At 59.9% G+C, this 25,868-nt stretch carries 21 protein-coding genes and 1 tRNA gene; 13 read left to right on the forward strand and 9 right to left on the reverse strand.

Annotated features, from left to right (window positions below; translation table 11 throughout):
- Nucleotides 1-68: 68 nt before the first annotated feature.
- The gene (locus tag VGN12_24685) at nucleotides 69-1,343 is read left to right on the forward strand and encodes a MotA/TolQ/ExbB proton channel family protein (protein HEY4312670.1); all 1,275 of its coding nucleotides are present in this window, start codon (nucleotides 69-71) and stop codon (nucleotides 1,341-1,343) included.
- A 42-nt stretch (nucleotides 1,344-1,385) separates the two neighbouring features.
- Here the strand turns inward: VGN12_24685 and VGN12_24690 are convergent, their stop codons facing one another.
- Complete coding sequence (locus VGN12_24690; protein ID HEY4312671.1) at nucleotides 1,386-3,203, reverse strand: trypsin-like peptidase domain-containing protein; 1,818 nt, start codon at nucleotides 3,201-3,203, stop codon at nucleotides 1,386-1,388.
- Between the two features lie 279 nt (nucleotides 3,204-3,482).
- Between VGN12_24690 and VGN12_24695 the strand changes: the two genes are divergently transcribed.
- The 8 genes from VGN12_24695 to VGN12_24730 all read left to right on the forward strand — a co-directional run bounded on the left by VGN12_24695 (nucleotide 3,483) and on the right by VGN12_24730 (nucleotide 10,373).
- Nucleotides 3,483-4,451, forward strand: a complete 969-nt coding sequence (locus VGN12_24695; protein ID HEY4312672.1) for an ABC transporter ATP-binding protein — start codon at nucleotides 3,483-3,485, stop codon at nucleotides 4,449-4,451.
- Nucleotides 4,441-5,331, forward strand: a complete 891-nt coding sequence (locus VGN12_24700; protein ID HEY4312673.1) for a hypothetical protein — start codon at nucleotides 4,441-4,443, stop codon at nucleotides 5,329-5,331. Before VGN12_24695 ends, VGN12_24700 begins: the two co-directional genes overlap by 11 nt.
- Nucleotides 5,332-5,394: 63 nt before the next feature.
- Nucleotides 5,395-6,312, forward strand: a complete 918-nt coding sequence (locus tag VGN12_24705; GenBank protein HEY4312674.1) for an ABC transporter ATP-binding protein — start codon at nucleotides 5,395-5,397, stop codon at nucleotides 6,310-6,312.
- Nucleotides 6,309-7,073, forward strand: coding sequence for an ABC transporter permease subunit (locus VGN12_24710; GenBank protein HEY4312675.1), 765 nt, complete (start codon nucleotides 6,309-6,311; stop codon nucleotides 7,071-7,073). Before VGN12_24705 ends, VGN12_24710 begins: the two co-directional genes overlap by 4 nt.
- A 36-nt stretch (nucleotides 7,074-7,109) precedes the next feature.
- Nucleotides 7,110-8,315, forward strand: coding sequence for an iron-containing alcohol dehydrogenase (locus tag VGN12_24715; protein HEY4312676.1), 1,206 nt, complete (start codon nucleotides 7,110-7,112; stop codon nucleotides 8,313-8,315).
- Nucleotides 8,315-8,806 (forward strand): GNAT family N-acetyltransferase, encoded by a 492-nt coding sequence (locus tag VGN12_24720; GenBank protein ID HEY4312677.1) that lies wholly within the window; start codon nucleotides 8,315-8,317, stop codon nucleotides 8,804-8,806. The genes VGN12_24715 and VGN12_24720 overlap by 1 nt, the downstream gene beginning before the upstream one ends.
- A 219-nt stretch (nucleotides 8,807-9,025) precedes the next feature.
- On the forward strand, nucleotides 9,026-9,955 hold the full coding sequence (thyX, locus tag VGN12_24725; GenBank protein ID HEY4312678.1) for an FAD-dependent thymidylate synthase: 930 nt from the start codon (nucleotides 9,026-9,028) through the stop codon (nucleotides 9,953-9,955).
- Complete coding sequence (locus tag VGN12_24730; GenBank protein HEY4312679.1) at nucleotides 9,948-10,373, forward strand: DUF4440 domain-containing protein; 426 nt, start codon at nucleotides 9,948-9,950, stop codon at nucleotides 10,371-10,373. The genes thyX and VGN12_24730 overlap by 8 nt, the downstream gene beginning before the upstream one ends.
- A gap of 106 nt (nucleotides 10,374-10,479) precedes the next feature.
- Here VGN12_24730 and VGN12_24735 read toward each other — a convergent pair whose 3' ends face one another.
- The 3 genes from VGN12_24735 to VGN12_24745 form a co-directional block, all read right to left on the reverse strand.
- Nucleotides 10,480-11,727 (reverse strand): Lpg1974 family pore-forming outer membrane protein, encoded by a 1,248-nt coding sequence (locus tag VGN12_24735; GenBank protein ID HEY4312680.1) that lies wholly within the window; start codon nucleotides 11,725-11,727, stop codon nucleotides 10,480-10,482.
- Between the two features lie 367 nt (nucleotides 11,728-12,094).
- Complete coding sequence (locus VGN12_24740; protein ID HEY4312681.1) at nucleotides 12,095-12,529, reverse strand: hypothetical protein; 435 nt, start codon at nucleotides 12,527-12,529, stop codon at nucleotides 12,095-12,097.
- Nucleotides 12,530-12,651: 122 nt separating this feature from the next.
- Nucleotides 12,652-14,775, reverse strand: a complete 2,124-nt coding sequence (locus tag VGN12_24745) for a dockerin type I domain-containing protein (GenBank protein HEY4312682.1) — start codon at nucleotides 14,773-14,775, stop codon at nucleotides 12,652-12,654.
- 770 nt (nucleotides 14,776-15,545) lie between these two features.
- Between VGN12_24745 and VGN12_24750 the strand changes: the two genes are divergently transcribed.
- Nucleotides 15,546-15,905, forward strand: a complete 360-nt coding sequence (locus VGN12_24750) for an MmcQ/YjbR family DNA-binding protein (protein HEY4312683.1) — start codon at nucleotides 15,546-15,548, stop codon at nucleotides 15,903-15,905.
- 145 nt (nucleotides 15,906-16,050) lie between these two features.
- Here VGN12_24750 and arsM read toward each other — a convergent pair whose 3' ends face one another.
- From arsM to VGN12_24770, 4 genes are read right to left on the reverse strand one after another with little or no spacing between them, the layout of a single operon-like run.
- Nucleotides 16,051-16,893 carry an arsenite methyltransferase gene (arsM, locus tag VGN12_24755; protein ID HEY4312684.1) on the reverse strand — a complete coding sequence of 281 codons (843 nt, stop codon included), beginning with the start codon at nucleotides 16,891-16,893 and terminating at the stop codon, nucleotides 16,051-16,053.
- Entirely contained in the window at nucleotides 16,875-17,879 is a 1,005-nt protein-coding gene (arsB, locus tag VGN12_24760; GenBank protein HEY4312685.1) for an ACR3 family arsenite efflux transporter, read from the reverse strand. The genes arsM and arsB overlap by 19 nt, the downstream gene beginning before the upstream one ends.
- 41 nt (nucleotides 17,880-17,920) lie before the next feature.
- Nucleotides 17,921-18,355 carry an arsenate reductase ArsC gene (locus VGN12_24765; protein ID HEY4312686.1) on the reverse strand — a complete coding sequence of 145 codons (435 nt, stop codon included), beginning with the start codon at nucleotides 18,353-18,355 and terminating at the stop codon, nucleotides 17,921-17,923.
- A gap of 33 nt (nucleotides 18,356-18,388) precedes the next feature.
- The gene (locus VGN12_24770; GenBank protein ID HEY4312687.1) at nucleotides 18,389-18,730 is read right to left on the reverse strand and encodes a metalloregulator ArsR/SmtB family transcription factor; all 342 of its coding nucleotides are present in this window, start codon (nucleotides 18,728-18,730) and stop codon (nucleotides 18,389-18,391) included.
- A 428-nt stretch (nucleotides 18,731-19,158) separates the two neighbouring features.
- On the opposite strand from VGN12_24770, the gene VGN12_24775 reads away from it, so the two are divergent.
- The 3 genes from VGN12_24775 (at nucleotide 19,159) to VGN12_24785 (ending at nucleotide 22,460) form a co-directional block, all read left to right on the forward strand.
- Nucleotides 19,159-19,231, forward strand: a tRNA-Arg gene (locus VGN12_24775).
- Nucleotides 19,232-19,719: 488 nt separating this feature from the next.
- A complete protein-coding gene (locus VGN12_24780) occupies nucleotides 19,720-21,117 on the forward strand; it encodes an ATP-binding protein (protein HEY4312688.1) in 1,398 nt (465 codons plus the stop codon).
- On the forward strand, nucleotides 21,114-22,460 hold the full coding sequence (locus tag VGN12_24785) for a sigma-54 dependent transcriptional regulator (GenBank protein ID HEY4312689.1): 1,347 nt from the start codon (nucleotides 21,114-21,116) through the stop codon (nucleotides 22,458-22,460). The genes VGN12_24780 and VGN12_24785 overlap by 4 nt, the downstream gene beginning before the upstream one ends.
- Before the next feature lie 77 nt (nucleotides 22,461-22,537).
- Here VGN12_24785 and VGN12_24790 read toward each other — a convergent pair whose 3' ends face one another.
- Nucleotides 22,538-25,825: an efflux RND transporter permease subunit gene (locus VGN12_24790; protein ID HEY4312690.1), complete on the reverse strand. Its 3,288-nt coding sequence runs from the start codon at nucleotides 25,823-25,825 to the stop codon at nucleotides 22,538-22,540.
- Nucleotides 25,826-25,868: the final 43 nt, after the last annotated feature.

The raw sequence follows: 25,868 nt of genomic DNA on the forward strand, positions 1-25,868 counted from the left end.
GGTCCATGCTATCGCTGCTGACTGATTCCGCGACTTCGCGCGCCAAACTGGCAAAGCATCGAGGAAATATGGCCTCCAAGCCGAAGGCTCCTTTGAGCCGGATGTTCGACATGCCGCTGCTCATGGCGGCTTCGCTGACGATTGCCTTCTACGTCTTCGTGCATCAGCCCGCGATGCACGACACGCTGCTGCATCGGTACACGACGCATCACGTGGTCGAATACATCATCGTCGCCTTCTTCATCTGGGGTCTGTGCGATGTGCTTTTCAAAGTACTGTCATTTCCGCGCCAATCGCTTGCGCTAAGGCAAGACTGGCTGCCTCCCCGCAAAGGACGCGAGCCGGTTTCGAACGCCGTGGCCATGCTGGCGCTAGTCGAGAAAAAACCGGCCTGGCTGCTGCAGTCGCGCATCGGTCAGCGGCTGCACGAGGCGCTCGGCTACCTGAAAGATCGCGGCTCGGCCGATGGCCTGGGCGAACACTTACGCTACCTGGCCGAGCTCGACGACGAACGAGCCCACAACAACTACGGGCTGGTACGCTTCATTTGCTGGGTCACGCCGGTGTTGGGCTTCTTCGGCACGGTGCTGCACTTCGGTTCCGCACTGGGCGGCCTTTCGGTCGATCAAATCGGCGAACGGCTCCCCACCGTCGTCGGTGAAATGGGTACGGCCTTCAATACGACGACCGTGGCTTTGGCCGCGGCCACGTCGATGATGTTCGGCTTGTTCTTGTGCGAGAAGACCGAGCGCGAACTGATCCGCTCGACGGACCGGCGCGCCGAGCGCGAGTTGCTGAATCGCTTCGAAGCGGCCGACGCCAGCATGGCCCCGTTCCTAAACGCCGTCGAATCCGCCAGCCACACCATGCTACGGACGATGGATGAAACCGTCGAGCGGCAATTGGGCATCTGGTCGAGCGCCTTTAACGATCTACAGCGACAGGCTGACGAGCGGCATCAACTGCTCACCCAATTGTGGCAGGAGGCGATGGAATCGCTGCATCAGCGCTTCGAGGTGAACGATACCGAGCGCGAGCGCAAACTGGTCCGCGTGCTCGAAACGATGGAATCGCAACGCGACCAGCATCGGACCGAGGTCCGTGCCACGGTCGATCAGGTGACGCGTCTGCAAACGAACCTGACGGAACTAGCCGCGGCCGTGACCGAGGTCGTCCAAGGCAAGGGTGAGCTGATCAAATTGCAGGCCAGCCTGGCCGACAACATGCGACTGCTGCGCGAGACCGGTCAGATCGACCAGGCTCTGCACGGACTCACTGCGGCCATCCATCTCATCACGGCCCGTTATCAGCCGAACGCGCCCGGCTATGATCGCGCGGCGTAAGAGCTCGCGCTTTCTGCTGCTATTCTGCCGCAGCGTCTACGGTCACGACTTGCCGAGCGGCAGGACGACCTTGCTCAACAGGACCGGGACTTTGGTCGGCTTCAACGGGTTGTCCCCCACGGCCACGGTCTTTGGGTGCGCGATTCCCAGGACCAGTACGCAATCTCCGGCGGAGAGTCCGGTGATTGGTTCGTCGAGCGGCAGGAAGTACTGTTCGCTCGATCCGACCAGCTCGATCCACAACGCGCTTTCGGCGTCGTCCCCTGAAAACACTTTCTTAACCCGGCCAAAGACAAACGCCCCACCGTAAGGAGCGCGATCCTTGCCGGCATGTGCGTTGATCGGCCGCATTTGATCGCCGTCGCGCCACGGAACTGATCGCAGCTCGGCAACCGCCTGGTCGCACTCGCGGATCACGGCCTGCTGCTCGTCCAAAGGCATCGGTAATTGGGCGCCAGGATTCGATTGCACGTATTTGATGGCCGTTATCGTGCGGGCCAGCTCGTCGAGTGCGACGTAATCGTCATCTTGTTGCGGCCGCCAATTCTTCGAGGCCAGTTCCGCACGCAGCTTCTTCAACCGGTCTGAAGCCGTGAGCAGCGCCGCAAACTGTGGCTGCGACGGTTCCGGCACGCTGCGACGCCGCAACTTCAGCGGCACGACCGCCGTTTCTTGATGCCGCTCCAGCTCGTGCAAATGACGAGCGTGAATGGCGTAGCCAAGCCCGAGTTTCTGATTGACCCACGAATTCACACCGACCACCTCACCGCGCGCGTTGATCAGCGGACCCCCGCTATTGCCTGGTGCGATCTTGGCGTCGTGCTGGATCCACAGATCATCGTCGCTCCCTTCGAGAGTCGAGGTGAGCCATTGCCGCGTGTCGGCCGGCAATTGCGTGGTATGCAGCACCCGACCCACGATTCCGCCGGTCGTAGTGAACTCGTTATCTTGCGGATGTCCGATGGCATAGACTTGCGCCGCATCGCGCGGGCCGTCGCCAAAGTTCAGTTCTAGCGCCTGCACATCCGCCGGCGCGCCGTTGAGCTTGATGATCGCCAGATCGCTATGACGGTCGATCGCCAGATAGCCTTCGACGCCAAATCGCGTGCCATCGTTGAATACCACATCCGCTTTCGATGCATCGGACACGACGTGATAGTTCGTGGCGACGAGCCCACTTCTGTCGATGACAAAGCCCGATCCTAAACCGCGCCGATTATTTAGGCTGTCGGAAGTTTCGATCTTCACGATGCCGTGCTTGACGTATTCGACCACGTCTTCCAGCGGAGCGCCGGCAACAGGCTTCGGCTTATCGGCCGCGTCCGCGCGTGGATGAGGATTGAACGGCGCGCGATTGAAGGCGGTTGGCTCGCCATCCTGCGGCGCCGACCGGGCGGCAGCTACCTCACCACTCGCAGCTCGCGGCGAGGACGCCGGACGCAGCGCATAAATCAGTCCGGCCGTGGCAAAGATCAACGCCGCGGTTCCCGCGGCTAGCCATGCCCAAGGCGGTTGCGTCGCGTTGCGTCGCGTTGCCGATCGACGCCGCGCAGGAACATCGATATCAACGTCCACTACGGACGCACTGTCGACGCGCGCAGGCTCGGGCGATGAATCTGCAGGGAATGCCGGCGCATCAACCTGTGTATGACTTGCCGGAATGGGCGGCGGGATGGGTACCGACTTTCTCGGCGTCGAAGGCACAAGGTCGGTATCGAACGCACTTGGCTCAGCGACAGGCAGCTTATTCGGCACGTCGAGCGCGTTGCCGCACTTCGGACACTTTCCCCGCTTGCCCGCGTGCTCATCGCGGACTTGAAGCTTCGCCCGGCAGTTGGGGCAGGTCACGCGAATAGCCATAGCGAACCCTCGTTCTCCTCCAGTTGCTTAGCCTACCACGCGACCACAGGACGAGCCACGAAATGCCGCCGGATTAAGAAATTCCAAGTCTTTTCTACGCGGCGAAATACTGACGCCCTCGCGACGAATGACCAAAGATTGTCCACCGCCATGGCCGCCCCCCTCAAAAGCCAGACCGTGCGTGGTACAATGCTGCCAAACGCGACAACGGAAAACCCAGAGAGATGAGGAGGGCCCGTGCCCTCGGTGTCACTCGCTTGACCCGGCTCTTGGCCCGCAATGCATCTCGTTGATATCCATAACGTCAGCCGTAGTTACGGGCAGGTGCGGGCGCTCCGAGATGTGAGCTTCTCGCTCGAGGCGGGTATTGTCGGCCTGGTCGGGAACAACGGCGCCGGCAAATCGACCCTGCTCAAGGTCCTGCTGGGACTGCTAGCGCCCGATGCCGGCGGGGGCACGATCCTGGGCTACGACATCCGGCACGCGACGAGCGCTTTACGGGGTCAGGTCGGTTATATGCCCGAGGCCGCCGCGACAGTCCCCGTGCTGAAGGGGGTCGAATTCGTCACGTTGGCCGGCGACCTGTACGGTATGCCGCATCGCGATGCCCGACGCCGTGCCCACGAGGTACTGAACTACGTCGGCCTGGGTGAGTTGCGCTACCGGCGTCTGGAAGAATACTCCACCGGCAACGTGCAGCGTCTGAAGTTAGCCGCGGCTCTGGTTCATGACCCCAAGCTGCTGCTCTTGGACGAGCCGACCAACGGCCTCGATCCCGAAGGGCGCGAGTCGATGCTCGAGCTGATCGAGGATTTGATTCACGAAACCGGCAAAAGCGTCATCCTCTGTACCCACCTGCTGCCGGACGTCGAGCGGCTGTGCGAGCAGATCGTGGTGCTGCATCGCGGCACTGTGATCCGGTCGGGCACGATGGCCTCGCTCCGGCTGGGCGAGTCGAACTGCTACGACCTCGCCTGGCTCGGCGACGGCGAACGATTCCTTGCGTCCCTGCGCGAGGCAGGCATCCAGATTATGAACCATAGCCATCCCGATCGCGCAACCGTGCAAGCGCCGACCACGTGGCACAATTCGCAATTCTTTGCCGTGGCGCGCAGCCAGGATGTTGTCCTGACCGAACTACGCGCCGACGAAGAGGACCTCGAGCGGCTGTTCTTCCGAGTCACCGAAGACGTAACACCACAGGCTACCGTCGCTCTCCAACCCCAGGAGCCTGACGATGGGCATTAATAACGCGCACTACTACGGCTGGGAAGGGGAATTGCATTCGCCCTGGTGGGCCACGCTGGCCATCGTGCGCGTGGCCCTCTTGCAAGTCTTTCGCCGCAAGTCCTACTGGCTGGTGATCGGCCTGGGCGTGTTTCAGTTCTTGATGTACTGGATCATCATCTACGTGCTAACGCAGGCTCGGCTGCCCGCCGATGCGCAGCGCGACATGTACGAGTGGTTCGGCTTCACCCCCAAAGCCGAGGCGGGCGAAGAGATCGGCTACATCCGCTTCATGCAGCAGCAGAGCGTCGTGGTCATGATCTTGCTGGCCTTCTCGGGCAGCTTGCTTGTCGGCACGGATTTCCGCAACCGATCGCTGCCGTTTTATCTTTCGCGACGCGTTGACCGCCGACATTACATCGTCGGAAAGCTGCTGGCGATCAGCGTCATCATCTCGCTGTTAACCACGCTGCCGGCGCTATTGCTGTTCATCGAATTCGGCATGTTCACGCCCTCGACCGGTTACTGGGCCGAGCATTGGGACGTCGTGCCGTCGGTTCTTGCGTACGGGCTGGCATTTTGCGTCGTGCTCAGTATTCCTCTGGTCACGATCTCGGCTTATCTACAGCGAATGGCGCCGATCGCGATCACCTGGTCGACGATTTTCGTGATGCTGGGGCGCCTAGGCTCGTACCTGCGCGACGCTACGGATAACGACGATTGGAAACTGATCGACCCTTGGCTCGATATTCGCCTGCTTGGCAAGCTGTGTTTTGGCACCTTTAGCGACGATTACGAGTACTGGCGGGCGCTCAAGGCGACCGCGCTGCTGGCGACAATCTGCGTGATCTGCCTGGTAGCGCTCACGCGCCGCGTCCGGGCCGTGGACATTGTGGAATAAAAGGCGTTGCCAGAGTCGATTCGAAGGCACTGCTCGGCAAATAAATCTCACCATAGATGCTTCATGTTCCTCACCTTTGACCACGTCACGAAGTTCTACGGGCCCGTGATCGGTGTGAATAACATCAGTTGTCGGATCGGGCCGGGCATTACCGGATTGTTCGGCGCCAACGGCGCTGGCAAATCGACGTTGATGAAACTGGCCAGCGGTCAATTGCGCCCCAGTCAAGGGGACGTCCGGATCGGGGATCATCGCGCCTGGTCCACCGAAGCCAAACGCCACATGGGATACGTCCCTGATCTGAACAGCTTCTACGAAGAAATGACCTGCCGCGACTTTGTCTATGTCATGGCCCGGCTCTATGGCATGTCGCGCTTGCAGGCTCGGTCCCGCACGGCGGAAGTGATCGAAGAAGTCGGCATGTCCGATCGCGCCGGACGACGACTGGCCGGTTGCAGCCACGGCATGCGACAGCGCATCAAGCTGGCCCAGGCGCTGGTCAACGACCCGCCGATCCTGCTGCTGGACGAACCCCTCAGCGGCATCGATCCGGGCGGCCGTCGAGAAATCTCGCGCCTGCTGCTGGCGCAAGGCGAGAAGGGAAAGACGATCCTGATTTCCAGCCACATCCTGGGCGAGACCGAATCGCTCACCGATTCGGTTCTGATCATCGCTCGCGGGCGGATCGTGGCCTCGGGCACGCTCACCGAGATTCGGGCCTTGCTCGAGGACCGGCCGTTGACGGTCGAAGTCGGCTCGTCGCAATCGCGGCAGTTGGCCGCGCTCCTGATACCCGAGCCCGAAGTACGCGGCATCGAATTGCGCGGCGACAGCCTGGTGATTCAAACTCGCAACCCGGGGCGATTCTTTTCGCTGCTCAACGACCTGGTCGCGCAGCATGGACTCGACGTCAGCAAACTGCGCACGCTGGATGGCGGGGCCGATGCCGTCTTCAACTACTTGCAGCAAGGGGCCCGATGAATCTCTTCCGCGCCTGGGTCACTTTGCTCTGGCTGTCATTCCGCCGCTTGTTGTGGTCGGGCAGCACGCTGATGGTCATGCTGCCGCTATCGGCTCTGACCTTGTTCTTGTTGCGCCAACGGTATTGGCAAAAAGAAGACACGTTCGAAGCATTCAATGACTTCAGCCTGGGCTTGATGTTTTTGTTCGCCTCGTTTGTGGTGCCGATTTGCGCCGTGGCCTATGCCACGGCCAGCATCGGTGGCGATCGCGAGGATCGCACGCTGCTGTTCCTGCTCGTGCGACCGGTCCCTCGTCCGCTCATTTTTCTCGCCAAGTTCCTCGCCACGCTCCCCTTGGTGCTGGGCCTGGTGATGGGGGCGTTTTTTGCCTATTGCTGGCTGGGAGGAGACCTCGGGCGGCGCGCTTACGGGCTTTATCTCCCCGCGATTTTTTACATGGCCATCGCTTATGTAAGCTTGTTCCATTTTTTTGCCGTGTCGTTTCGCCACTCGACGATCATTGCGTTGATTTACTCGCTGTTCATGGAGTTGTTGCTGGGAAACATGCCCGGCATTGTGAAACGCGTGGCCATCAATTACTACGGTCGGTCGATGATGTACGCGGCGGGAGTTCCCAGCGGACTGGAACGGCCCGACGCACAATGGTTCGAGCCGATTTCCGCCACCACTGCGGCCACGGCCTTGGCCGGCATCACGGTCATCGGCCTGCTCGTGGCGCTGGTCGTGTTTCAGCGTCGCGAGTACACTGACCTGACCTGAGCCAGTCCCTTCGCGCCGCAGCACATTTCTTGCGCCATGCCCGACATCTGGACATTCCATTCCGCCGGACAGTTGGTCTTCGGGTGCGGTGCGAGCGCTCGCATCGGACAGCTCGTAGCGCGGCTGGGTGTGCGCCGGGTGATGATCGTCACGGATCAGCATCTGATCGATGCCGGCATTGCCGATTCGATCGCCGTACCGTTGGCCGCCGCGGGAATCGACGCGCCGTGCTTTACCGGCGGTGTCCCCGAACCAACGCTCGAGGCAGCCGAACGCTCGATCGCTTACGCGCGCGACTTGCGTCCCGAAGCGGTCCTCGGTCTCGGCGGTGGCAGCAATATGGACCTGGCCAAAATCACGGCCACCGTCATGGCCCACGGGGGAAAGCCGCGCGATTATTTTGGCGACGATTGTCTCTCCGGGCCTGTCTTGCCGCTGGTCTGCGTTCCGACGACGGCTGGCACCGGCAGCGAAGTTAGCGCCTCTTGCGTGCTGACTGATCGCGAGGCGCAGGTAAAAGTCGGCGTGCTCAGCAACTATCTGCGGCCGCGGCTGGCGATCGTCGATCCGCTACTCACGCTTTCCTGCCCGGCAAAGGTCACGGCCGATAGCGGCATCGACGCGCTAACCCATGCGATCGAGGCATTCACGGCCGTCGACAACGAACATTTTCCATTGGCTCCCAACGAGAAAACGGTTTATCAAGGGCGGCATCCGCTGGCCGATGCGCTTGCGGAAAAGGCAATTCGTTTGATTGGTGCAAACCTCGAGCGCGCCGTCAAAGAACCGAGTAACGAAGATGCGCGGGAAGCGATGTCGCTGGGTGCGACGCTCGCCGGTCTGGCGTTCTCGAATGTGGGCGTCGCCCTGGTCCACGCTTTGGAATATCCCCTCGGCGGTTTGACGCACTGCTCGCACGGCGCCGGCAATGGCCTGTTTCTGCCCTACGTCATGCGATTCAACTTGCCGCAGCGCGAACAGGCGCTCGCGCGAGTCGCGGCCTTCCTGGGCGTCGACACGCGCGGGCAATCCGATCATCAGGCGGCCGAAGCAGGCATTAGGCGCGTCGAAGAATTGAAACAGGCGACCGGCATTCCAGCGCGATTGCGCGAGTTGGGGGTCACGCGCGAGCAACTGCCGCAGTTAGCGGAAAAGACCTTGGCCATCAAGCGCATCTTGCGCGTCAACCCTCGCGTCGTGACGCTTGCGGATCTGATGTCGATTCTGGAGTCGGCACTCTAATGGCGGAATCAGACAACGCGATGCCCAAGGCCGGACCGGTGGAGGTCCGTCTGCTCGCTGCCGACGATTTTCCCGCTGCCTGCCGGCTGTTGTCCGAGTTGGGGCGTCCGGCCGTGACGGCAGAGACAGAGGGGCGAATTCAGAAAGTCCTCGAGCGCCATCTGGCCAGTCCAGACACGACGAGCTTGATCGCGCTGCGCGACGGTCAGGCGATCGGCCTGCTGTCGCTGCATATTCGCGAAAGGCTCAGCCAACCGGCTCCCGAGGCCTGGATCCCCGACTTCATCGTGACCGCCAGCGAGCAAGGACACGGCGTCGCGCAGGCCCTGATGAATCGCGCCATAGAAATTGCGCGGCAGCGCGGCTGCTATCGAATCGCGCTCGAGTCGCATTACCACCGGCACCGGGCCTATCGCTTTTACGCCCGCGAGGGTTTTGCCGACGTCGGCAAGTGTTTCTCGTTGCCGCTGGTGCCGCCCCAGGCCCCCTAAATTCCCGCGTACAGCGGGCCTTCCGCGCCCCTGTAGATTTCTCACCAAGCCGTTAGAATGGCGGCTTTCTCGGCGCGGGCCGAATGCAAGTGGGCGGCGTCTCGTTGATTATCCTCGACGCCTTCGCGGCAACGCACGCACACGTCCAAGATCCCTGCGCGTACTGATGACTGACTAACGCAAACTGGCTACCAACCACCGACTACCAGTTACTTCTCCATGCCCACTAATGCTACGCAAGTCGACGAGTTGCGCTGGAAGAAATTCCAGGTTTTGAACGACGGTTTCGTTTGTCTCGTCGACGTGATGGGGGATGACCAATCGGTCGTGCAGGCCGCGCGCGTCAGCTACGGCGAAGGAACGCGGAAAGTCTCGGACGATCGTGGGCTGATTCGCTATCTGATGCGGCACCGCCATTCGACTCCGTTCGAAATGGCCGAGATCAAACTGCTGGTCCGCGTGCCGATGGATACCTGGCGGCAATGGATTCGCCACCGCACGGCCAACGTGAACGAATATTCGACGCGCTACTCGCTGGCGATTGATGCCACGCAAGAGACGCCCCCCGATGCCTGGCGCTCGCAAGCCGCGACGAACCGGCAAGGAAGCGGCGAACCGCTCGACGCGCAACTGGGTGCCGAGCTCACGGCCGAAGAACTAGCGTTGCAGCGCGAATCACGGCGCGTGTACGAACAGCGTATCGCGCGCGGAGTGGCCCGCGAACAGGCGCGCAAAGATCTGCCGCTGTCGACTTATACCGAGGCGTACTGGAAAGTCGACCTGCACAATCTGCTGCATTTCCTGGCGTTGCGAATGGATGCCCACGCCCAATGGGAAATCCGCAGTTATGCCGCCGCAATCGGCGAGCAGATTGTGCGTCCCTTGTTCCCGCTGGTGTGGGAAGCGTTCGACGATTATCGCCTGCGCGGCCAGTTCCTGACGCGGCTCGATCAGGAAGTGATTCGCCGGCTGCTCGCGCGGCTGGCCTCGAGCGGACGCGGCGCCGCGACGGACGAAGATTTTCTCGCCGTGCAGGACCCGAGTTGGCTCTCGCTCGCGCGCTGCCGCGAACGGGACGAATGCCGGGCTAAACTGGCCTCATTGGGCTTTTTGCCCGAGATCACCGAAGGGAGCGACAACCATGACTGAACGACGATCGCGCGCCTCGGCCACGACCGAGCAATCGGTCAGCGACGAATTGCTGGCCCTCAATCAACGGCTGCTCGAGAGCATCGTCTCGGCCGACTGGAAAACGTACGAGAAGCTGTGCGATCCGACGATTTCGGCGTTCGAGCCCGAAGCGCGCGGCCGGTTGGTGGAAGGGATGCCGTTTCATCACTTCTATTTTCAACTCGGCAAGCCCAAGGCGGTGCCGCAGCCCACGATGTGCTCGCCGCACGTGCGTATGCTAGGAGATGATGCGGCCGTTATCAGCTATGTGCGTCTGGTGCAGAAGCTGGACGAGTCGGGCGCGCCGGTCACGACTGTTTGCGAAGAGACGCGTGTCTGGCAGCGCCAAGCCGGCACCTGGCGTCACGTCCATTTTCATCGCTCGAATAACGCGTAGCTGACGCGCCGAGTTTCACGCGATTCATCATCTGCTGCCGCCTCTGCGCGCTGTGGGCACCGTGCGTCACGGCGTCGGTTCGGCAATTCTCTCGGCAGAGACGCTCTTAGAACTGGAACGACGCGCGGGTCACCAACCCGTCGAACGAGAGAATGTTGGAATTGTCGGTCAGATTAAGTATCCCACCGGTGCCACCGAGATCTGTCCAGAACTGGAACATGTAGCCCGCCGACAGAACCAGTCGATCGCTGGCGCGCCACGATCCGCCGAACTCGATGTCCGCGACTGACACCATTCGCGTCAGGCTTTCGCGAATCGTGACCGAGTTGACGTTGATGATATCGTCGACCGAATACGAAGCGGTGTGCCCGCCAAGCAGCATGCCATAACCGCCGCGCATGTACAGGGCCGTACGTGGGCCAAAATTGCGACGGGCTTCGAGCGTCGCCCGCGGCCCGGCTCCGGTAAAGGCATTGGTTTGAAATTGCGTGAACGACGGAGTTCCGCTGTCGTAGCTAAGCGTATTCGTGGATTGGCTGAAATCCATAATGCGTGCGCCGACCGAACCGGTCAGCAACCACCGTCCCGCCCCCAAGGCCACCGGCTTGAAAAAGTCGATGTCGAAGACGTTCAGCCGCAAATGCATCTGGGCACTGATCTGATTGCCGAAATCGGGGCCGTTATTATTGTTGTTGTTATTTCCCTGGCCGATCAATTCCCAAATGATGTCGACATTCGGAATGAAGCCCGCGTTCTGGCCGACCGCGTTGAAGCCGGTGCCGGCGTTTTCCTGAAAGTGCCAATAGGTGAATTGCACGCCGGCACCGGTTACAGGCGAGCGATAACCCAGAAAGACGCGGGGTGACGATTGATAGTTGAAATCGAAGGGACTCATCGTCGCCGAGACCTGGCCGTTGTTCCCTTGGCCATACATGAACGCCACAGGCTCGCTGAAATGCGGCCGCAAAAGCAAATAGTCGGCGCCGGCGTAATAGCCTTGTGAAAGCGTGGACTGCGCAATCTCGAGCGCCGACCAAGCCACGGATTGCGTCGCATCGAGCGGTGCGTTCTCGTCGATTTGCTCGAGGCTTTGCCCAAACAGTCCGCCTGACAGCAAACTGCTTCCGCCGCGCGGTTGGCTGCTGCCTGCTCCCGATAGCTCGGTCGGTTGCGACGGCAAAACGCTCGGCGGACCTGGAAGCAGTTGCGTTTCCGCAACTGGTGGCAAACGCTCGACAAAAGCCGCCGGACTGGCCAAGTTTTCCGACGCCGTCACGGTGACGCTACAAAGCTGTGCGGCGAGCCCCAGCCCCATACCGACAACTTTTCCCCAACGCGACTTCGCGGCGATCACGAGTGAACTCCCGTTATTCGTTCGGGCAGCGCGCAGCGTTAGCGCCGTGCCTCACATGGTTGGAAACACCTCGACGGAAAGGCCGGCGATGCGCGCACAATGAGCGCGGATTCCCTACTCGCGCCGCTGTGGCGGCCTTTAGCAAAAGATGCGAATTTCTCTACTGCCAGCAGCTATCGGCTACATCCCCCATAGGAAATAACCAAGGCGCATGTAGCGCCCGTCCGTACCGACCAAGCAAAGATAATGGCCTGGGAAAAATCTGACGGCCAAACTTCGAAGAAACGGGGCGCCCGGTCGTGGACGAATCGCAGCCGAATTGCTCGCGCCACGGCCAACGCCAAAGGGCCGGCGATTTCTGCTAACGCTAGTCCGAGGCGCTACGGACAAAGGTCGCTTCGCGCACGTGCCCCACCGGTCGCAGATCGGCCGCGGTGTAACGTCGGGCCAGGATCATCGCCCGGCGCTCGAGCCGATACTGGATCACACCGAAGTGGGCGTTCCAATCCATTTCGCGAACGGTGGCAATGAACGGGCGGTTCTTGCCTAATCGCGAGCAGACTTCAACGCGATCCCCAATGTCGTAGCCGTCCCCGGCAATGGCCTGCCGCAAAGTCGGCTTCACGCGAAGTCGTTGCGTGCCATAGCCGAGCACGATGTACGCCCCCTCGCGCCCCAGCCGCCGAAAAACGCGCGTACCGGGAATCAGGCTGCGCGCCAGGCGGACATCGGCTGGATGGACCCAATCGTCCCCATTCTCGGGCCACCACGGATAAACGAGATAGGCAGGTTCTGTTCGCATGGCCAAGAGTCTCCGCTGGCCACTGGTCGCCCCCGAAACAGCCCTCACGCTACTGCGTTGGTCGAGATCGGGCAAGTAACCTGCGCACCGGGCAGCCTTGGCCCTCGGATCGCCGATCCCAATCAGTTCGACCGACCAATACCCTTACGACCGGCGCTTGTCGAGGACCCGGGCGCCCCAACCGCGGACGGGGCAACCGACGACGCTACCGCATCCACCGCCGCGCCCGTTTCAGGATCGCTGAAATCGGTCTGCTGCTGCATCAGGTTATCGATGGCCAAAACATGCGGAGCGTTATCGACGGAACTGCGTTGCGCTGGGCCGAATTCGCTCGTCAAAGGCACGGCGCTACTGCTCGCCGTCGTGGCAAGACCATTGCCCTGCACGGCCGCGCCCCCGCTGGCGAGGGCGAAAGTGGTCGCGGCGTCGGTGGTAACATTCGGCGCTGCCGGGCGTAAAGGCTGAATCGCATTCACCGACGCTGGCAGCGCCACGCCGGTTGTCGAAAAATCATTAGCAACCGTGGCAGCTACGACGATCGCACTATCCGTAACCTGCGTGGCGGTTTCCGTCGAAGGTTCCGCGGCCTGCTGGCCGGCCGAAGCGGATGCCGGCAGTGTCGCGAACCAGTTGGCCGAGACCTGAGCCAGGTCCTGAGTGTTAACGATGCCATCGCCGTTGATGTCTGCCAGCGAAGCGCCGGTCGAAAGCCAACTCGAAGAGATGGCGGCCAAATCTTGCGCGTTGACGATACCGACATGATTGACATCGCCGGGCAGCACGTTCACGGAAAATGTAAAATCTCCCCCCGCCGTGCCATTGCCTGACGGAAAATCGCTGAGGCCGTTGGTCCATTCACCGTCGAGTGCCTGGCCGCTGGCGTTAGTGACGGCGTTCGCTCCGCTCGATTGCAAATGCAACGACAGCTTGTCGGTACCAATCGCCTTCGACAAGGTCCACGTAGCGGTAAATGTCGTGCTGTTGTAGTTGAAACTTGCGAACGAGTACTGGCTCACGTTGACGCCGGTGACAGACAGGCTGTTTTCCGAAATGTTTACGTTCTGGTCGAACTTGATCTGGACCTGGTTCAAGTTCGTCCAGGGCAAATCCTGGAGTTGCGCCGCGCCACCGACCGGAATTTCGTAGCCAGTGCCGCTACCGGTTCCTGCCGCTTGCATGGCGCTCAGGTAACTGTTCGACCAACTCGTGCTCCCAATGCTGACGTCCGCCACCGTTGGTGCCTGCCCGATGACAATCGGCGACATGAGGTAGGCATGCGTTTGCCCGTCGGGATTGAGGCCATAACCGACGATCTGTCCGGCGTCGTTGATGCCGGCCGCCCCTTCGAGGACCCAGCCCGAGGCGGGATCGATGAGCGAGTTCAAATCGATCAACTGTCCGCCTTCGTACAGAAAGCCATGTTGTGCGCCATTGCCCAAGGTGGCGAACCCCACGACTTGTCCGGCATCGTTAATGGCCTCGGCGAAGCTGTTTATACCGCCGGGAAAGGTACCGATGAAGGTGAGTTGGCCGTCGCTATACATCATGGCCAACGACACGCCGGTATGGATATCACCGTAGCCAGCGATCTGGTTATTGTTGTTGATCGCCGTGGCATCCGTGAAGATGCCATGCGGCAACAAGCCAATGGATTGCATAACTCCGTTGACTTCGATGAATCCGCGCAGATTGTTCGGCGTGTTGGTGCTGCCGGCGATCACGCCGTTGTCGTTGATTCCCGTGGCTGCACTCCAGGGGCCCGAGATCGTGCCCAGATTCTTCACGGTGCCATTACTGTATAAGACGGCGGGGAATTGCTGGTCGGCAAATGCTGCTTCGCCGACCGCCTGACCGCTGTTGTTAATGGCACTGACGTAACCTTCCCGGGCGCCCGGCAATAGCCCCAGGTCTTGCATCACGCCGTTGCTGTAAATGAAGGGGTGCTCGAGGTTGCCGGGCGTGCTCGAATTGCCGACGATCTGACCGCTGTCATTAATCGCCGTGGCATTGCTACTGGTTCCTCCGCTCAACACGCCAAGGTCGTACATCTTGCCGTTGTTGTAGAGAAAGGCATGCTCTTCGCCGTTGGCGGTGCTGGCACCTCCGACCACTTCGCCCCGGCTGTTGATTCCAAAGGCCAGGCTGAACGAACCGCCGGGCAGGACTCCCAAATCCGTAACCGTGTACGAAACGGTCAGCAGGCGTCGATCTTCGAGCGTTTCGACCCCCAACCTTCGGAACCGCAATCCTGAGTTCCTATCGGCGACCGTCGCGCGCTGTCGGCGCGTGCCTGTCGTTCGGTTCCTGCCGCTTGAACGATCAAAATTCTGTCGCATGCTTCTCCACCTATTCCCTTGTGGAATGTACCGGCAAGTTCTCTGTCACGGCTGTTCGAAGTGCGTCGTCGACGAGATCGCCCCTCGATGCGCGCAAACGTTCTCGCCGCTCATGGCAAAGCGCGCGGAATCCTCGCTTGCGTGACCAGAAGTGTGCGAGCCTGTGCTAAGAAGTTCGAGTCAGCCCGACGACGGGCGTTCCAAAGATCATCTCCCCAAAACGGCCTCGCATGCTGCCCCGAAACAAAGCGCTGTGGATGACGCCCTGTCGATGACGAAATGCTGCGCTGACCGTTAGGTTATCCCCCTGATGTGCATCTGAACTGCCTGACCCGAAAGGCACGCACGTCGAAGTTAGCAGACCCCCGCAACGCGGGGAAGGAAAATTCGGGAGCTTTTGCGCGGAAATTTGGGGGTCGATCGGGACCGCGGTGGGGTTGGTAGCAATGCCTTGATATCCGCAAAGTGTTCGCCTTGGCGGACTCGCCGACGCGATCTCGCTAGACCATGGGGACAATGCAACTTCATGCTGAGCGGCCGCGACAGCTGTCGGGACTGAGGTGCGCGCTGGCGTTTTTGGTCCAAGGCAACCGGAGTATCTCCCGGCTAGAATCGAGCTGCGCCGGGCCGGCAGGCTGCCGGCATCTGGAAAACCTGGTTCGACACTGGTGTGCTTTTTTATGAGTGAGCGATTGTTGGCCCGTGTGCGCCGGATTTGTCTGGCATTGCCGGATACCAGCGAACGATTGTCCCACAACGAACCGACTTTTTTTGCCGGCAAGAAGGTCTTCGTCATGTTCGCGAACAATCATCATGGCGACGGCCGCGTGGCGGTCTGGTTGCCTGGCACGCTGGAAGATCAGGAGTCGCTCATCGCAGAGGATCCTCAGAAATTCTTTCGCCCACCCTACGTCGGCCCACGAGGCTGGTTAGGCGTCATCCTGAAGAACGTCAGCGTATCCGAACTAAGCCTGCTCATCGAAGCGGCCTACGAACGAGTCCGCGCGCCACGCCCCAAGCCAAAACGCAGGACGCGATGAAACCTCACGACGAATGTCGGCGAAGCACCGCACGGATTCTGCGGCCGGTCGATGATTACAACCGACGAACTGCCGGCGCCCTGACCTGGTTGCTCAGCCGGGTGGAGTGTAGCGATCAGGCGGCCGTACGTGAATCGCTGACCGTCTATGGCTTGACCGCGTAGACCTTGACGCTGGCCGCATAATCATTGACGTTGTACCGGCTCAGCAATTCCTTGATCCGTCCGTGCAAATCATCGGAACAGCATGACACGACGGGCAAAGTCTCGCTCATTCCGGGCGAGCAACAGCCGGATTGATTTTCGACCATTGAATAGGCGTTCAAGTCTGACCCGCTGTCGATCACTTCCACGGCCGCGAAACCGGCTGCGATCAATCCCGCCTTGTAATCGTCAAGCGGAATCGCCCCAGCGATGCAGCCAACGTAGGCCATTAGGTCGTTGCCAATCTCGGCCGGTAGCGGTTGCTTTAGGGCAATATCGCTCACGGCGAGCCGTCCGCCCGGCTTCAATACCCTGGCAATCTCGCGAAACACAGCGGGCTTGTCGGACGCAAGGTTGATAACGCAATTGCTGATGACGCAATCAACCGACGAATCCGTTAACGGCATCTTGTCGATAGTTGCCTTGTGGAATTCGACATTCGATAGCCCCGCTTTCGCGGCATTGGCATTCGCCAAGGCAAGCATTTCGTCCGTCATGTCGATTCCGATTGCTTTCCCTGTCGGTCCGACCTTAGATGCTGCAAGGAACACATCCAGCCCGCCCCCGCTGCCAAGATCAACAACCGTCTCGCCTGGCTTCAGACTGGCGAAGGCTGTGGGATTGCCACACGATAGCCCCATGTTGGCTTCGGCGGGGATCGACGCGAGTTGATCGGCCGAATAGCCGAAGGCTTCGGCGACGGCGCGGACGCCCGCATGCTTGCTCGATAGCCCTTTGGTCGCAACTGATCCGTACTTTTCCTGTACTATCTGCTCGATAGACATGGCTTTGTCTCCGGTTCAAAGTATCGGCGTTGAAAATAGAACGCGAGATTGACAAGTCCGATCATCACTGGCACTTCAACCAGCGGCCCGATCACGGCCGCGAAGGCGGCTCCGTGGCTAATACCGAACACGGCAACCGCAACGGCAATAGCTAGCTCAAAGTTGTTGCTCGCCGCTGTGAAGGCAATTGTTGTCGTCTTCGAGTAGTCCGCCCCCATTGCCTTGCCCATTCCGAAACTGACAAGGAACATGACCACGAAATAGATCAACAGCGGAACGGCAATCAGCAGCACGCTAGCCGGCTCTCCGATGATCCGATCGCCTTGAATGCTGAACATGACAACGATGGTGAACAGCAGGGAAATCAGCGTTAGAGGGCTAATCGTGGGGATGAAAGTCTGTTCGTACCACGTTCGCCCCTTCATTCTCAGCAACACGAATCGCGTCAACATGCCGGCAAGAAACGGAATACCCAAGTAGACGAACACACTTTGGGCAATCTGACCGATAGTCACATTGACGGTACTACCCTCTAGGCCAAACAGCGGAGGTAGTACCGTGACGAATAGCCAAGCGAAGGGGCTGTAAAAGAGAACTTGAAAAACGCTGTTGAAGGCAACCAGCCCGGCTGCATACTCAGCGTCGCCCTTTGCTAGGTCATTCCAGACGATCACCATTGCGATGCAACGGGCAATCCCAATCAGGATCAAGCCGACCATGAATTCCGGGTAGTCACGTAGGAACAGCACGGCAAGCCCAAACATCAACAAGGGGCCGATGATCCAGTTTTGCGCAAGCGAAAGCCCCAAGACTTTCCAGTCTCGAAACACGTCGCCTAATTCCTCATACCGCACTTTGGCGAGCGGCGGGTACATCATCACGATTAGGCCAATCGCAATCGGAATGTTTGTCGTGCCGATTTGAAAGCGATCAACGAAACCACGCACCCCGGAAACGAAGTAGCCCAACCCGACGCCAACGGCCATCGCAAGGAAAATCCACAACGTCAAATAGCGGTCAAGGAACTTTAGGCGTTGCATTCGGTCAATCCTTGAGGCAAGCGTTCGATGAAGGCACGAATTTCGTCCCGCACCCGCCGATAGATTTGCAACTTATCGGCTTCGGGCACCGATTGAGCCAGTCGTGGGGGATCATCAAACCCGGCGTGAATCCGCTTTATGTTGCCCGGCAGAATTGGACACGTTTCGTTGGCGTTGTCGCAGACGGTCACAACGTAGTCCAAGTGCGTGCCCCTTAAATCGTGAATGTGCTTGGAGTCTTGCCGGCTAATATCGACGCCTGCCTCTGCCATGACCTTTACAGCGGCGGGATTCATCCCATGTGGCGACGTACCGGCCGAGTAGGCTTCGATTACGTCACTCTTCAAATGCCTTGCCCAGCCTTCGGCCATTTGGCTTCGGCATGAATTGCCAGTACACAGGAACAGAACCGCGATCTTCATACGGGTAAGCGGATATAAGTAGGCAAATAAAAATCAGCAGCAACGCTTACGCAGTGTCGCTACTTGCTTGGTATCCGTAGCGAATTCCGGCACGTCGGCGCACGCTAGGCAATTGAGCAGCTTTTCGTGGAATTTGGTGCGCGCTGGAGTGAGCCGGTAGTAGCTCCACAACCCTTCCTTGCGAGCCATCACAAGCCGTGCCCGCCGCAAGTAGGCAAGGTGCCGAGACGCTGTAGGCTGCGGCACGCGTAGTACGTCAACAATGTGGCAGACGCACAATTCGCCGTCTCTCAACAAGTTGAGAATCCGCAAGCGGGTCCGATCCGAGACAGCCCGGAGCATCGCATCGACAGGGGTAGCGGCTTTCGTTTTCATATTCGCCTAAGTGAATATAGAAGTGCGACGCGAGCGGGTCAAGTCGAGCTACAATTCAGATATGGCAGTCGATTGGGACGCTTTCATCATTAACCGCACGCTCGGAACCGACGTAGCAACGTCGGTTGCAGGCTCGATGGAAGATTCGGACACGCTCGCGCCCGTCACGCGCGAAAATCGTGCGTCGCATGCACGGGGATGGCTGATCGGAATCGGCGTCGTGCTCGCCTGGACAATCTGGCGAAGACTCTAGAGGGCTCGCTCCCGTCTGAATGGCACGGCCAGCGGCTCAGGATGCGGTCGCCAGCAATCCCCCTGTTGCTAGAATAGGGCACGCGGGAAAACGGCCGCCGATTATGCCATCGGCATGCGTCGGTGGCATCCGAAGAACGATCCTGCCCAGCCCAATGCGGGGCAGATCACCACAAGCGCCTGTAGCTCAGGGGATAGAGCAACGGTTTCCTAAACCGTAGGTCGCAGGTTCGAATCCTGCCAGGCGTATTGCATCGACTGACGCGGTCTGCTCGGGGTCCGCCTTGCTCCCCAGAGCTGTTCAGCTTTCGACCGCCTGTGCGCAATCGCCCGCTCGCACGGCATCGCGTTGCGCGCCGCCAAGCTGGTTCCGAATCGTTCCACGGCCTGCAGAACGCCACGACGTTTTCGGCGCTCTGCCACCTCGGCTCGCCGACGATATCACTCGCTGGCTTTCGGCATTCTGCGCCGTGGTCGCTGCGGCAGTTTACGGTCATCGCTCGGCCGGCCGTGGCTGATTGTCCGTGGCACGGCCGTTGCAAACGAGTGGACCACGACAAATTGACGCGGTTCCCTTGCCAACCCACTATCACTATATCTCGGATGTGGTCGCAAAATGGTGAATCGCGCTTCCGTAGCGTAGGCGCTTCTTCCTAGACTTAAGTGGGGCGCGGGTGCGGGTTTACTCGGTCTTGGTCGTGCCGCGTGGATCTTTGATTGTCCGTCAGTATTACCCCATGGATGACTTGTTGGCGAAATTCGGTAAGCAGCGGTGGGCACCCTACCTTTGCGTAGGCACCGCCTTGGCTCTGGTCGTTCTGTTGGGGCTTTGTGGGGCTTACTTGGAATTGGACCGGGCGCGGACCGGGGTCATCAGCGCCGTCATCGGGCGCTGGCAATCTCACGCCGAACGCACGGCAGGGAACCTAGAAAGCGCGCTGGCCGATGCGGGTACAGGTCCCGACCTTGCGGCCACGCGCGACGTTCCCTGGCTACGTGCACGTTGGGCCCAAGTAATTCACCAGCCTGAGCGCGTGTACGCCGCGATTGTCGATAACTCGGGAGTTATCATCGCGCACAGCGATCCCGATCACGAAGGGTTGCGCATCCCCGAGCAATGGTTTATCGCCGAGTTGGCCGAAGCGGGGCCGAATGTCGTCGAAACTGACTGCCAAGAACTAACCGGCGGTACCGCTGCGTACGACATTCAAGTACCGATTTCCGTGGGGGGCACGCGCGTCGGCACCTACCATTCTGGAGTCAACGCGGCATGGCTGCAAAACCAGTTAACGGCCGCGCGATCGGTCGTACTGCGCCGCTGGATGTTGGTGATTGGCGGAATCGTCGCCGTCGTGACCGTTGCCGTCTTGGCGCTATTGGGCATCACCCGTCGGACCGTTGCGCTCGAAGGCGAACTGAGTCGCGCCGAACTAGAGCGCATCGCCGCGATCAATCGATTGATCACCGGCCTGGCGCATGAAATCCGCAATCCGCTCAATGCCATTAAGTTGAATCTTTTCGCGGTCACGCGTCGCCTGGAAAGGCGCGCCGAACCATTGGACGATACCACGACGCAAATGCTCGAAGCCAGCACCGCCGAGGTGGGCCGAGTCGAGGAGCTGATGCGTGAACTGCTGGGTTATGTACGCGACGAACCTCAGGCTCATGAACTTGTCGATCTGGTCGCCGAAGTCCGGAACGCGGTGACGTTTTACGAGCCGGTACTGGCTGAAGATCATATCCGCTTGCATACCGATTTTCCCGAGGAGTCGATCGAAGTCCGTCTCAATCGCCGCCGGTTGCGGCAGATTCTTTTGAATCTGCTTACCAATTCGCGCGAAGCACTCGGCGAACAGGGGCACATCTGGGTGACGATTCGCCGGCACGACGATTTTGCAGAGGTCGAGGTTCGAGATGACGGGCCCGGCATCCCACTGCAGGACAAGGAGAAAGTGTTCGAGCCTTTTTTCTCGACAAAAAGCGCCGGCGTGGGACTGGGACTGACACTGGTGCGCAATTACGTCCTTCAATTCGGCGGCGATGTGCGATGGATCAAGCATGACAAAGGGGGGTCTTGCATTCAACTGTCGTTCCCGCTGGCCGATCCTTCAGTTCTAGCCCGAGGTGCCGTGTGAACGAGGCAGCTACGATACTCGTCGTCGAGGACCAGCGCGCCGAGCGAGACGCATTGTCGCGCATGTTGGAGACCGAGTCCTATCGTGTCATCGCGGCCAGAAATCTTCGTGAAGCTTTGGCGCACGTCTACGAGTCGATCGTGCTGGTGATCTGCGACCTTAGGCTGGGAGGCGAAAGTGGCGTCGATCTGTTGCGCGAGTGGCGACACTCGCAGGAACACACGCCATTTATCATCGTCACAGCCTATGGCGATGTGCCGTCCGCCGTCACGGCCATGCGCCTGGGCGCCTACGACTACCTGACCAAACCTGTCGATCCCGCGGCGCTTTTGAGGCTCGTAAATCGCCTGATCCGCAATGCGCGCCCTGACGCCCCACGGACAACGCCCGTGGACGATTTCAGCTTTGGCCAACTATGGGGACGCTGCGCGACCATGCGCGACATCTTCGAACGCGCCAAGCGCGCGGCAGTGACGAATAGTGCCGTGTTGATCCTAGGGGAACCCGGCACTGGTAAGCATCTGCTGGCAAAAGCCATTCACGAGCGCAGCGAGCGTAGCAAGTCACACTTTGTCACGATGAACATGGCGGCGTTACCCATCACGCGAATAGATGGGGAATTGTTCGGCCAGCAGTACGTTTCGGGTGCGAGCGGCGACGAAGCAGGAAAGCTAGACGCGGCGCATCGTGGCACGCTATTTATTGATGAAATCGGCGATCTGCCCGGCGAGACGCAGGCGAAGCTGTTGCGCGTGATCGAAGAACGAGCCTATACGCCGCTGGGCGCGAACGAAAAGCGTCACGTCGATCTCCGCCTGATTACCGCTACGAGTCATGACCTGGCGGCGCTCGTGGCGAAAGGTCTTTTTCGCGAGGACCTGTTCTACCGTCTCAACGTTGTCACGTTGCATTTGCCGCCGCTCCGCGAACGGACCGACGACATTCCGCATCTTGTCGAACAGTTGCTCGAAGAACGCTGTAGCGCCCAGGGGAAGCCTGTCCCATACATCGATGCGGAACTGATGGATGCTCTGACGCGCTACCGCTGGCCAGGCAACGTCCGGCAGTTAAGTAACGTCGTGGAAAGTATGGTCGTCATGTCGCAAGGGCGTGCGCTAACGATTGCGGATTTGCCGGCGGAACTACGCCATGAAGTTCAGGACCGCGACAGCCACGACGCGCTGGCAGAAGGCAGAGCCCTGGAAGTGCTCGAGCGTCATGCGATTCTCGAGGCGCTCGAGAAGCACGGCGGAAATCGTACTCGTGCCGCCGATGCGCTCGGCATCTCGGTACGAACGCTGCAGCGCAAGCTGAAGATGTGGGGCATAGCCGGCGAGGTGTGATCCCGGCGCCGTGGCAAGCCAACACGAACACCACGCACCAATCATTGCCACTCTGCGTACCACCCAGGCCTACCACCTCACAGGGAGGATAGCTCCGAGGACGCGTGATCAGGCGAGGCTTCCACGACATCTCGTACTAGCAACGAGTAAAGCGCCGGAACGACAAACAATGTCGTTACCAGTCCTGCCAGAAGTCCGCCGATGACGGCCCGCCCCAGCGGAGCGTTCGCTTCACTACCGCGCTCGATGGCCAAGGCCATCGGCACCAGGGCGAAGAAAGCGGCAAGCGCCGTCATCACCACCGGACGCACGCGGACCGATGCCGCTTTGCGGATCGCCTCGGTGGGCGTCAGTTTCTCGGTGGTACGTAGATTCTGCGCGAAATCCACCAGCAACACCGTATTCGAGACCACGATGCCGACCATGAAAATAACACCCAGCAGCGACTGCACGTTCAAAGCCGTGCCCGTCAGATACAGGATGAGGATCACCCCCACCACGCCAATCGGAACGGCCGACAGAATGACCAGCGGGGTGATGTACGCACGGAACAATCCGGCCATCAGGAAGTATATCAGTAGCGTGGCCAGGATCAGCCCTAGCCCTAGGCTGCGGAACGTATCCTGCATACGCGAATACTCGCCCGACAGCTCGATGCGGCTGCCGTCCATCAGCTTGTGCTCGGCCGACGTCGGATCGAATGGCCGCCAACCGCCGTCGGGCAGCGGCGTTCCGAACTTGGCAACGACCTTCGCTACGTCATCCGCGATATGTCCTAAATCTCGACCGTAAACGCCCATCGTCAAATCGATCGCCGGCTGCAAGTTTGCGTGCGTAACTTCCGTCGGCACGCTCGTCCGCCGTAGCGAAACAATATTCCGCAATGGGATCGCCTGGTTCTGCACCGGGCTGGTGATGGGGATATCCAGAAGCGTATCGATCGACAGAATATCTCCCTCGGGGTACTGCACGCCCACGTAGTATTGGTTGGAACTGATCGGGTCGATCCAGAAGTTTTTCTTGTTGAACTGAATGCTCGAATTCAGGGCGGCAATCACATTCTTCATGACGTCCCCCTGGGACAGCCCCAGGTCGGCTGCCTTCGCCCGATCGACATCGAGAATGTACTCGGGATAGTCGAGTCGCTGGATAATGCGGGTATCGACGACACCTTCGATGGCTTGGACCTCGCGCTGGATCGCCTCGGCCACGGAGCGGGCCTTCTGTTGATTCTTGGCCTTGATTCGCACATTGAGCGGCGTCGATTTTCCTTCGTTCATCGCACCGCGGATCATGCCGCCCGAATCGAAGGCGAATTCCAGGTCGGAGAAGCGCTTGTCATTGGCAAAAGCGGTGCGCAATTGATGCACATATTCCTGCGCCGAATGATGCCGGTGCTCGGTTAGCTGAACTTTGACCACGGCATCCATCGGGCCCGAGTTGGGCGTGTAGGCCGCGGACCAGTCCGCCACCACTCCCAATTCGCTAATGATCGTCGTCAGGTCATGGCCGATGTTTTCTTGAATGATCTTCTCCACCTCGGCAATCCGCTGCTCGGTGGCTTCGATCCGCGTGCCGCTGGGGGCGCGGACGTACATCTCGAACGCGCCCGCATCGACCTCGGGAAAGAACTCGCGTCGCAGCCGTGAGCCTACCAGCCCGACGACAACCACAAGCAGGAAAAATGCGGCGGCCACTGTTCCCTTGCGGCGATCCATGACCCAATCGAGACGGCGCGTGTACCAGGCGATGCCGGCATTGATCAAAGCCTCCCAGCGAGCAAAGGTCGCGCTGACCAGCCGCGCCGGCCGTGCGAGAAAGGCCCACCGACCGGTCCACTCGGCGTGGTCTGCCGCGGGACCTGCGCCATGATTGGCCGCATGGGGTTTGAGCCACGATGCACAACGCGAAGGCACGAATGATCGCGACAGGATATACGCCGCGATCATTGAGAATGCCACGGCCAACGCCATGGGACGGAACAAAAACTCACCCAGTCCCGGCATGAGCGCTAACGGAGCCAGCACCAGCAGTGTGCAGCAACTTGCCACGAGCTCAGGCATGGCGACTTCGCTCGCTCCCAGGTAAGCCGCCTCGTGTGTATCGCGCCCCAATCCCAGGTGGCGATGCGTGTTTTCCAGACAAATGATCGCGCTGTCGACTAGCGGTCCAATCGCCAGTGACAAACCGGCCAACGTCATGACGTTGATCGTGTTGCCGGTGTAATACAGCGCGGTGATCCCCGCCATGACAGCAATCGGAATCGTGAGAATCGCGATCAGCGTCATACGCCACTCGCCCAAAAACAAGAGAATCACGAGCGAGCAGAGTACGGCCCCCAGTACCCCTTCCTGAATCAGGCTCTGGATACTTTTTTCCACGTATACCGACTGATCCATGACCGGTGTCAGTTTGATACCATCGCGGCTGAGTCGCTGTTCGATGTCCGGCAGCGATTTCTTGACATTGGCGACCACATCCAAGGTGCTGGCACCCAACTGCCGATAAATCGGCACGTAAACCTGCCGCCGACCGTTGACGCGCACGACATTCGTCTGAATGAAACTGGCGTCCTTTGGTGTCGCCACGTCGCGCAGGTAAGTTGCATTGCCGTGCTGAATGCGCAAAGGGATGTCGCCCATGCGTTCCACCATGTCGTACATCGAGTTGGAATCGATGGCGTAATCCGTGTCTCCGAATTTTGCGTCGCCGGTGGGCAGGAACAGGTTCGAAGTATCCAGTGCGTTCATCACGTCGACCGGCGACAAGTTTCGCGCCTGCAGCTTCTGCCGATCCAGGTAGGCAATCACTGCCCGCACCTTGCCGCCGTACACCACGGGGGCCACTGCGCCAGGCAGGCTCATAATCATGGTGCGAACTTCGAAGCGGCCCACGTCATAGAGAATGGATTCCGGTTCGTTCTCGCTATCGAGCGCCACGATGCAAGCCGGCACGGTGCTCGTAGGGTCAAAAGGAAGAATCACCGGCGGCAGCGTGCCGGGGGGCAAGTTCGGGGATTGCATCGAGGCCAGTGAATTCGACTGCGTCAGTGCGCCGCTGGGGTCGACGTCGCTGCGAAAATAATTTCGCACGATGCTCGCACCGGTAATTGAACGTGATTCTTGCCGCCGCATTCCTTCAGCCTGACCCGTTCCACGTTCAATACGGCTGGAAAGGTCCTTTTCGACCGTTGCGGCTGGCATGCCGCCGTAAAACGTCAGCACTTGCACCGCCGGACTGCGAAATACCGGCAATATGTCAATCGCGATTTGGCTGGCGCTCAAGATGCCGATGACGACTACCGCCAACATGGTGACGGTAACAGCCACGGGATTTCGTAAGGAAGCGCGAATCAGACCGTTCATCGATTATTCGTTCTCACCGCGGTCGTATTGGTCGACCGTGATG

The organism is Pirellulales bacterium, from assembly GCA_036499395.1.
Taxonomy (GTDB): Bacteria; Planctomycetota; Planctomycetia; order Pirellulales; family JACPPG01; genus JACPPG01.

Bases quoted from the DNA above. Each gene is read 5' to 3' on its own strand.
- arsM (HEY4312684.1), bottom strand. From the start codon at position 16,893: ATGTCTATCGAGCAGATAGTACAGGAAAAGTACGGATCAGTTGCGACC.
- VGN12_24705 (HEY4312674.1), top strand. From the start codon at position 5,395: ATGTTCCTCACCTTTGACCACGTCACGAAGTTCTACGGGCCCGTGATC.
- VGN12_24765 (HEY4312686.1), bottom strand. From the start codon at position 18,355: ATGAAGATCGCGGTTCTGTTCCTGTGTACTGGCAATTCATGCCGAAGC.
- VGN12_24790 (HEY4312690.1), bottom strand. From the start codon at position 25,825: ATGAACGGTCTGATTCGCGCTTCCTTACGAAATCCCGTGGCTGTTACC.
- VGN12_24780 (HEY4312688.1), top strand. From the start codon at position 19,720: ATGGATGACTTGTTGGCGAAATTCGGTAAGCAGCGGTGGGCACCCTAC.
- VGN12_24700 (HEY4312673.1), top strand. From the start codon at position 4,441: ATGGGCATTAATAACGCGCACTACTACGGCTGGGAAGGGGAATTGCAT.
- VGN12_24685 (HEY4312670.1), top strand. From the start codon at position 69: ATGGCCTCCAAGCCGAAGGCTCCTTTGAGCCGGATGTTCGACATGCCG.
- VGN12_24750 (HEY4312683.1), top strand. From the start codon at position 15,546: ATGAGTGAGCGATTGTTGGCCCGTGTGCGCCGGATTTGTCTGGCATTG.
- VGN12_24695 (HEY4312672.1), top strand. From the start codon at position 3,483: ATGCATCTCGTTGATATCCATAACGTCAGCCGTAGTTACGGGCAGGTG.
- VGN12_24770 (HEY4312687.1), bottom strand. From the start codon at position 18,730: ATGAAAACGAAAGCCGCTACCCCTGTCGATGCGATGCTCCGGGCTGTC.
- VGN12_24730 (HEY4312679.1), top strand. From the start codon at position 9,948: ATGACTGAACGACGATCGCGCGCCTCGGCCACGACCGAGCAATCGGTC.
- VGN12_24715 (HEY4312676.1), top strand. From the start codon at position 7,110: ATGCCCGACATCTGGACATTCCATTCCGCCGGACAGTTGGTCTTCGGG.
- VGN12_24720 (HEY4312677.1), top strand. From the start codon at position 8,315: ATGGCGGAATCAGACAACGCGATGCCCAAGGCCGGACCGGTGGAGGTC.
- VGN12_24740 (HEY4312681.1), bottom strand. From the start codon at position 12,529: ATGCGAACAGAACCTGCCTATCTCGTTTATCCGTGGTGGCCCGAGAAT.
- arsB (HEY4312685.1), bottom strand. From the start codon at position 17,879: ATGGCCGTTGGCGTCGGGTTGGGCTACTTCGTTTCCGGGGTGCGTGGT.
- VGN12_24710 (HEY4312675.1), top strand. From the start codon at position 6,309: ATGAATCTCTTCCGCGCCTGGGTCACTTTGCTCTGGCTGTCATTCCGC.
- thyX (HEY4312678.1), top strand. From the start codon at position 9,026: ATGCCCACTAATGCTACGCAAGTCGACGAGTTGCGCTGGAAGAAATTC.
- VGN12_24690 (HEY4312671.1), bottom strand. From the start codon at position 3,203: ATGGCTATTCGCGTGACCTGCCCCAACTGCCGGGCGAAGCTTCAAGTC.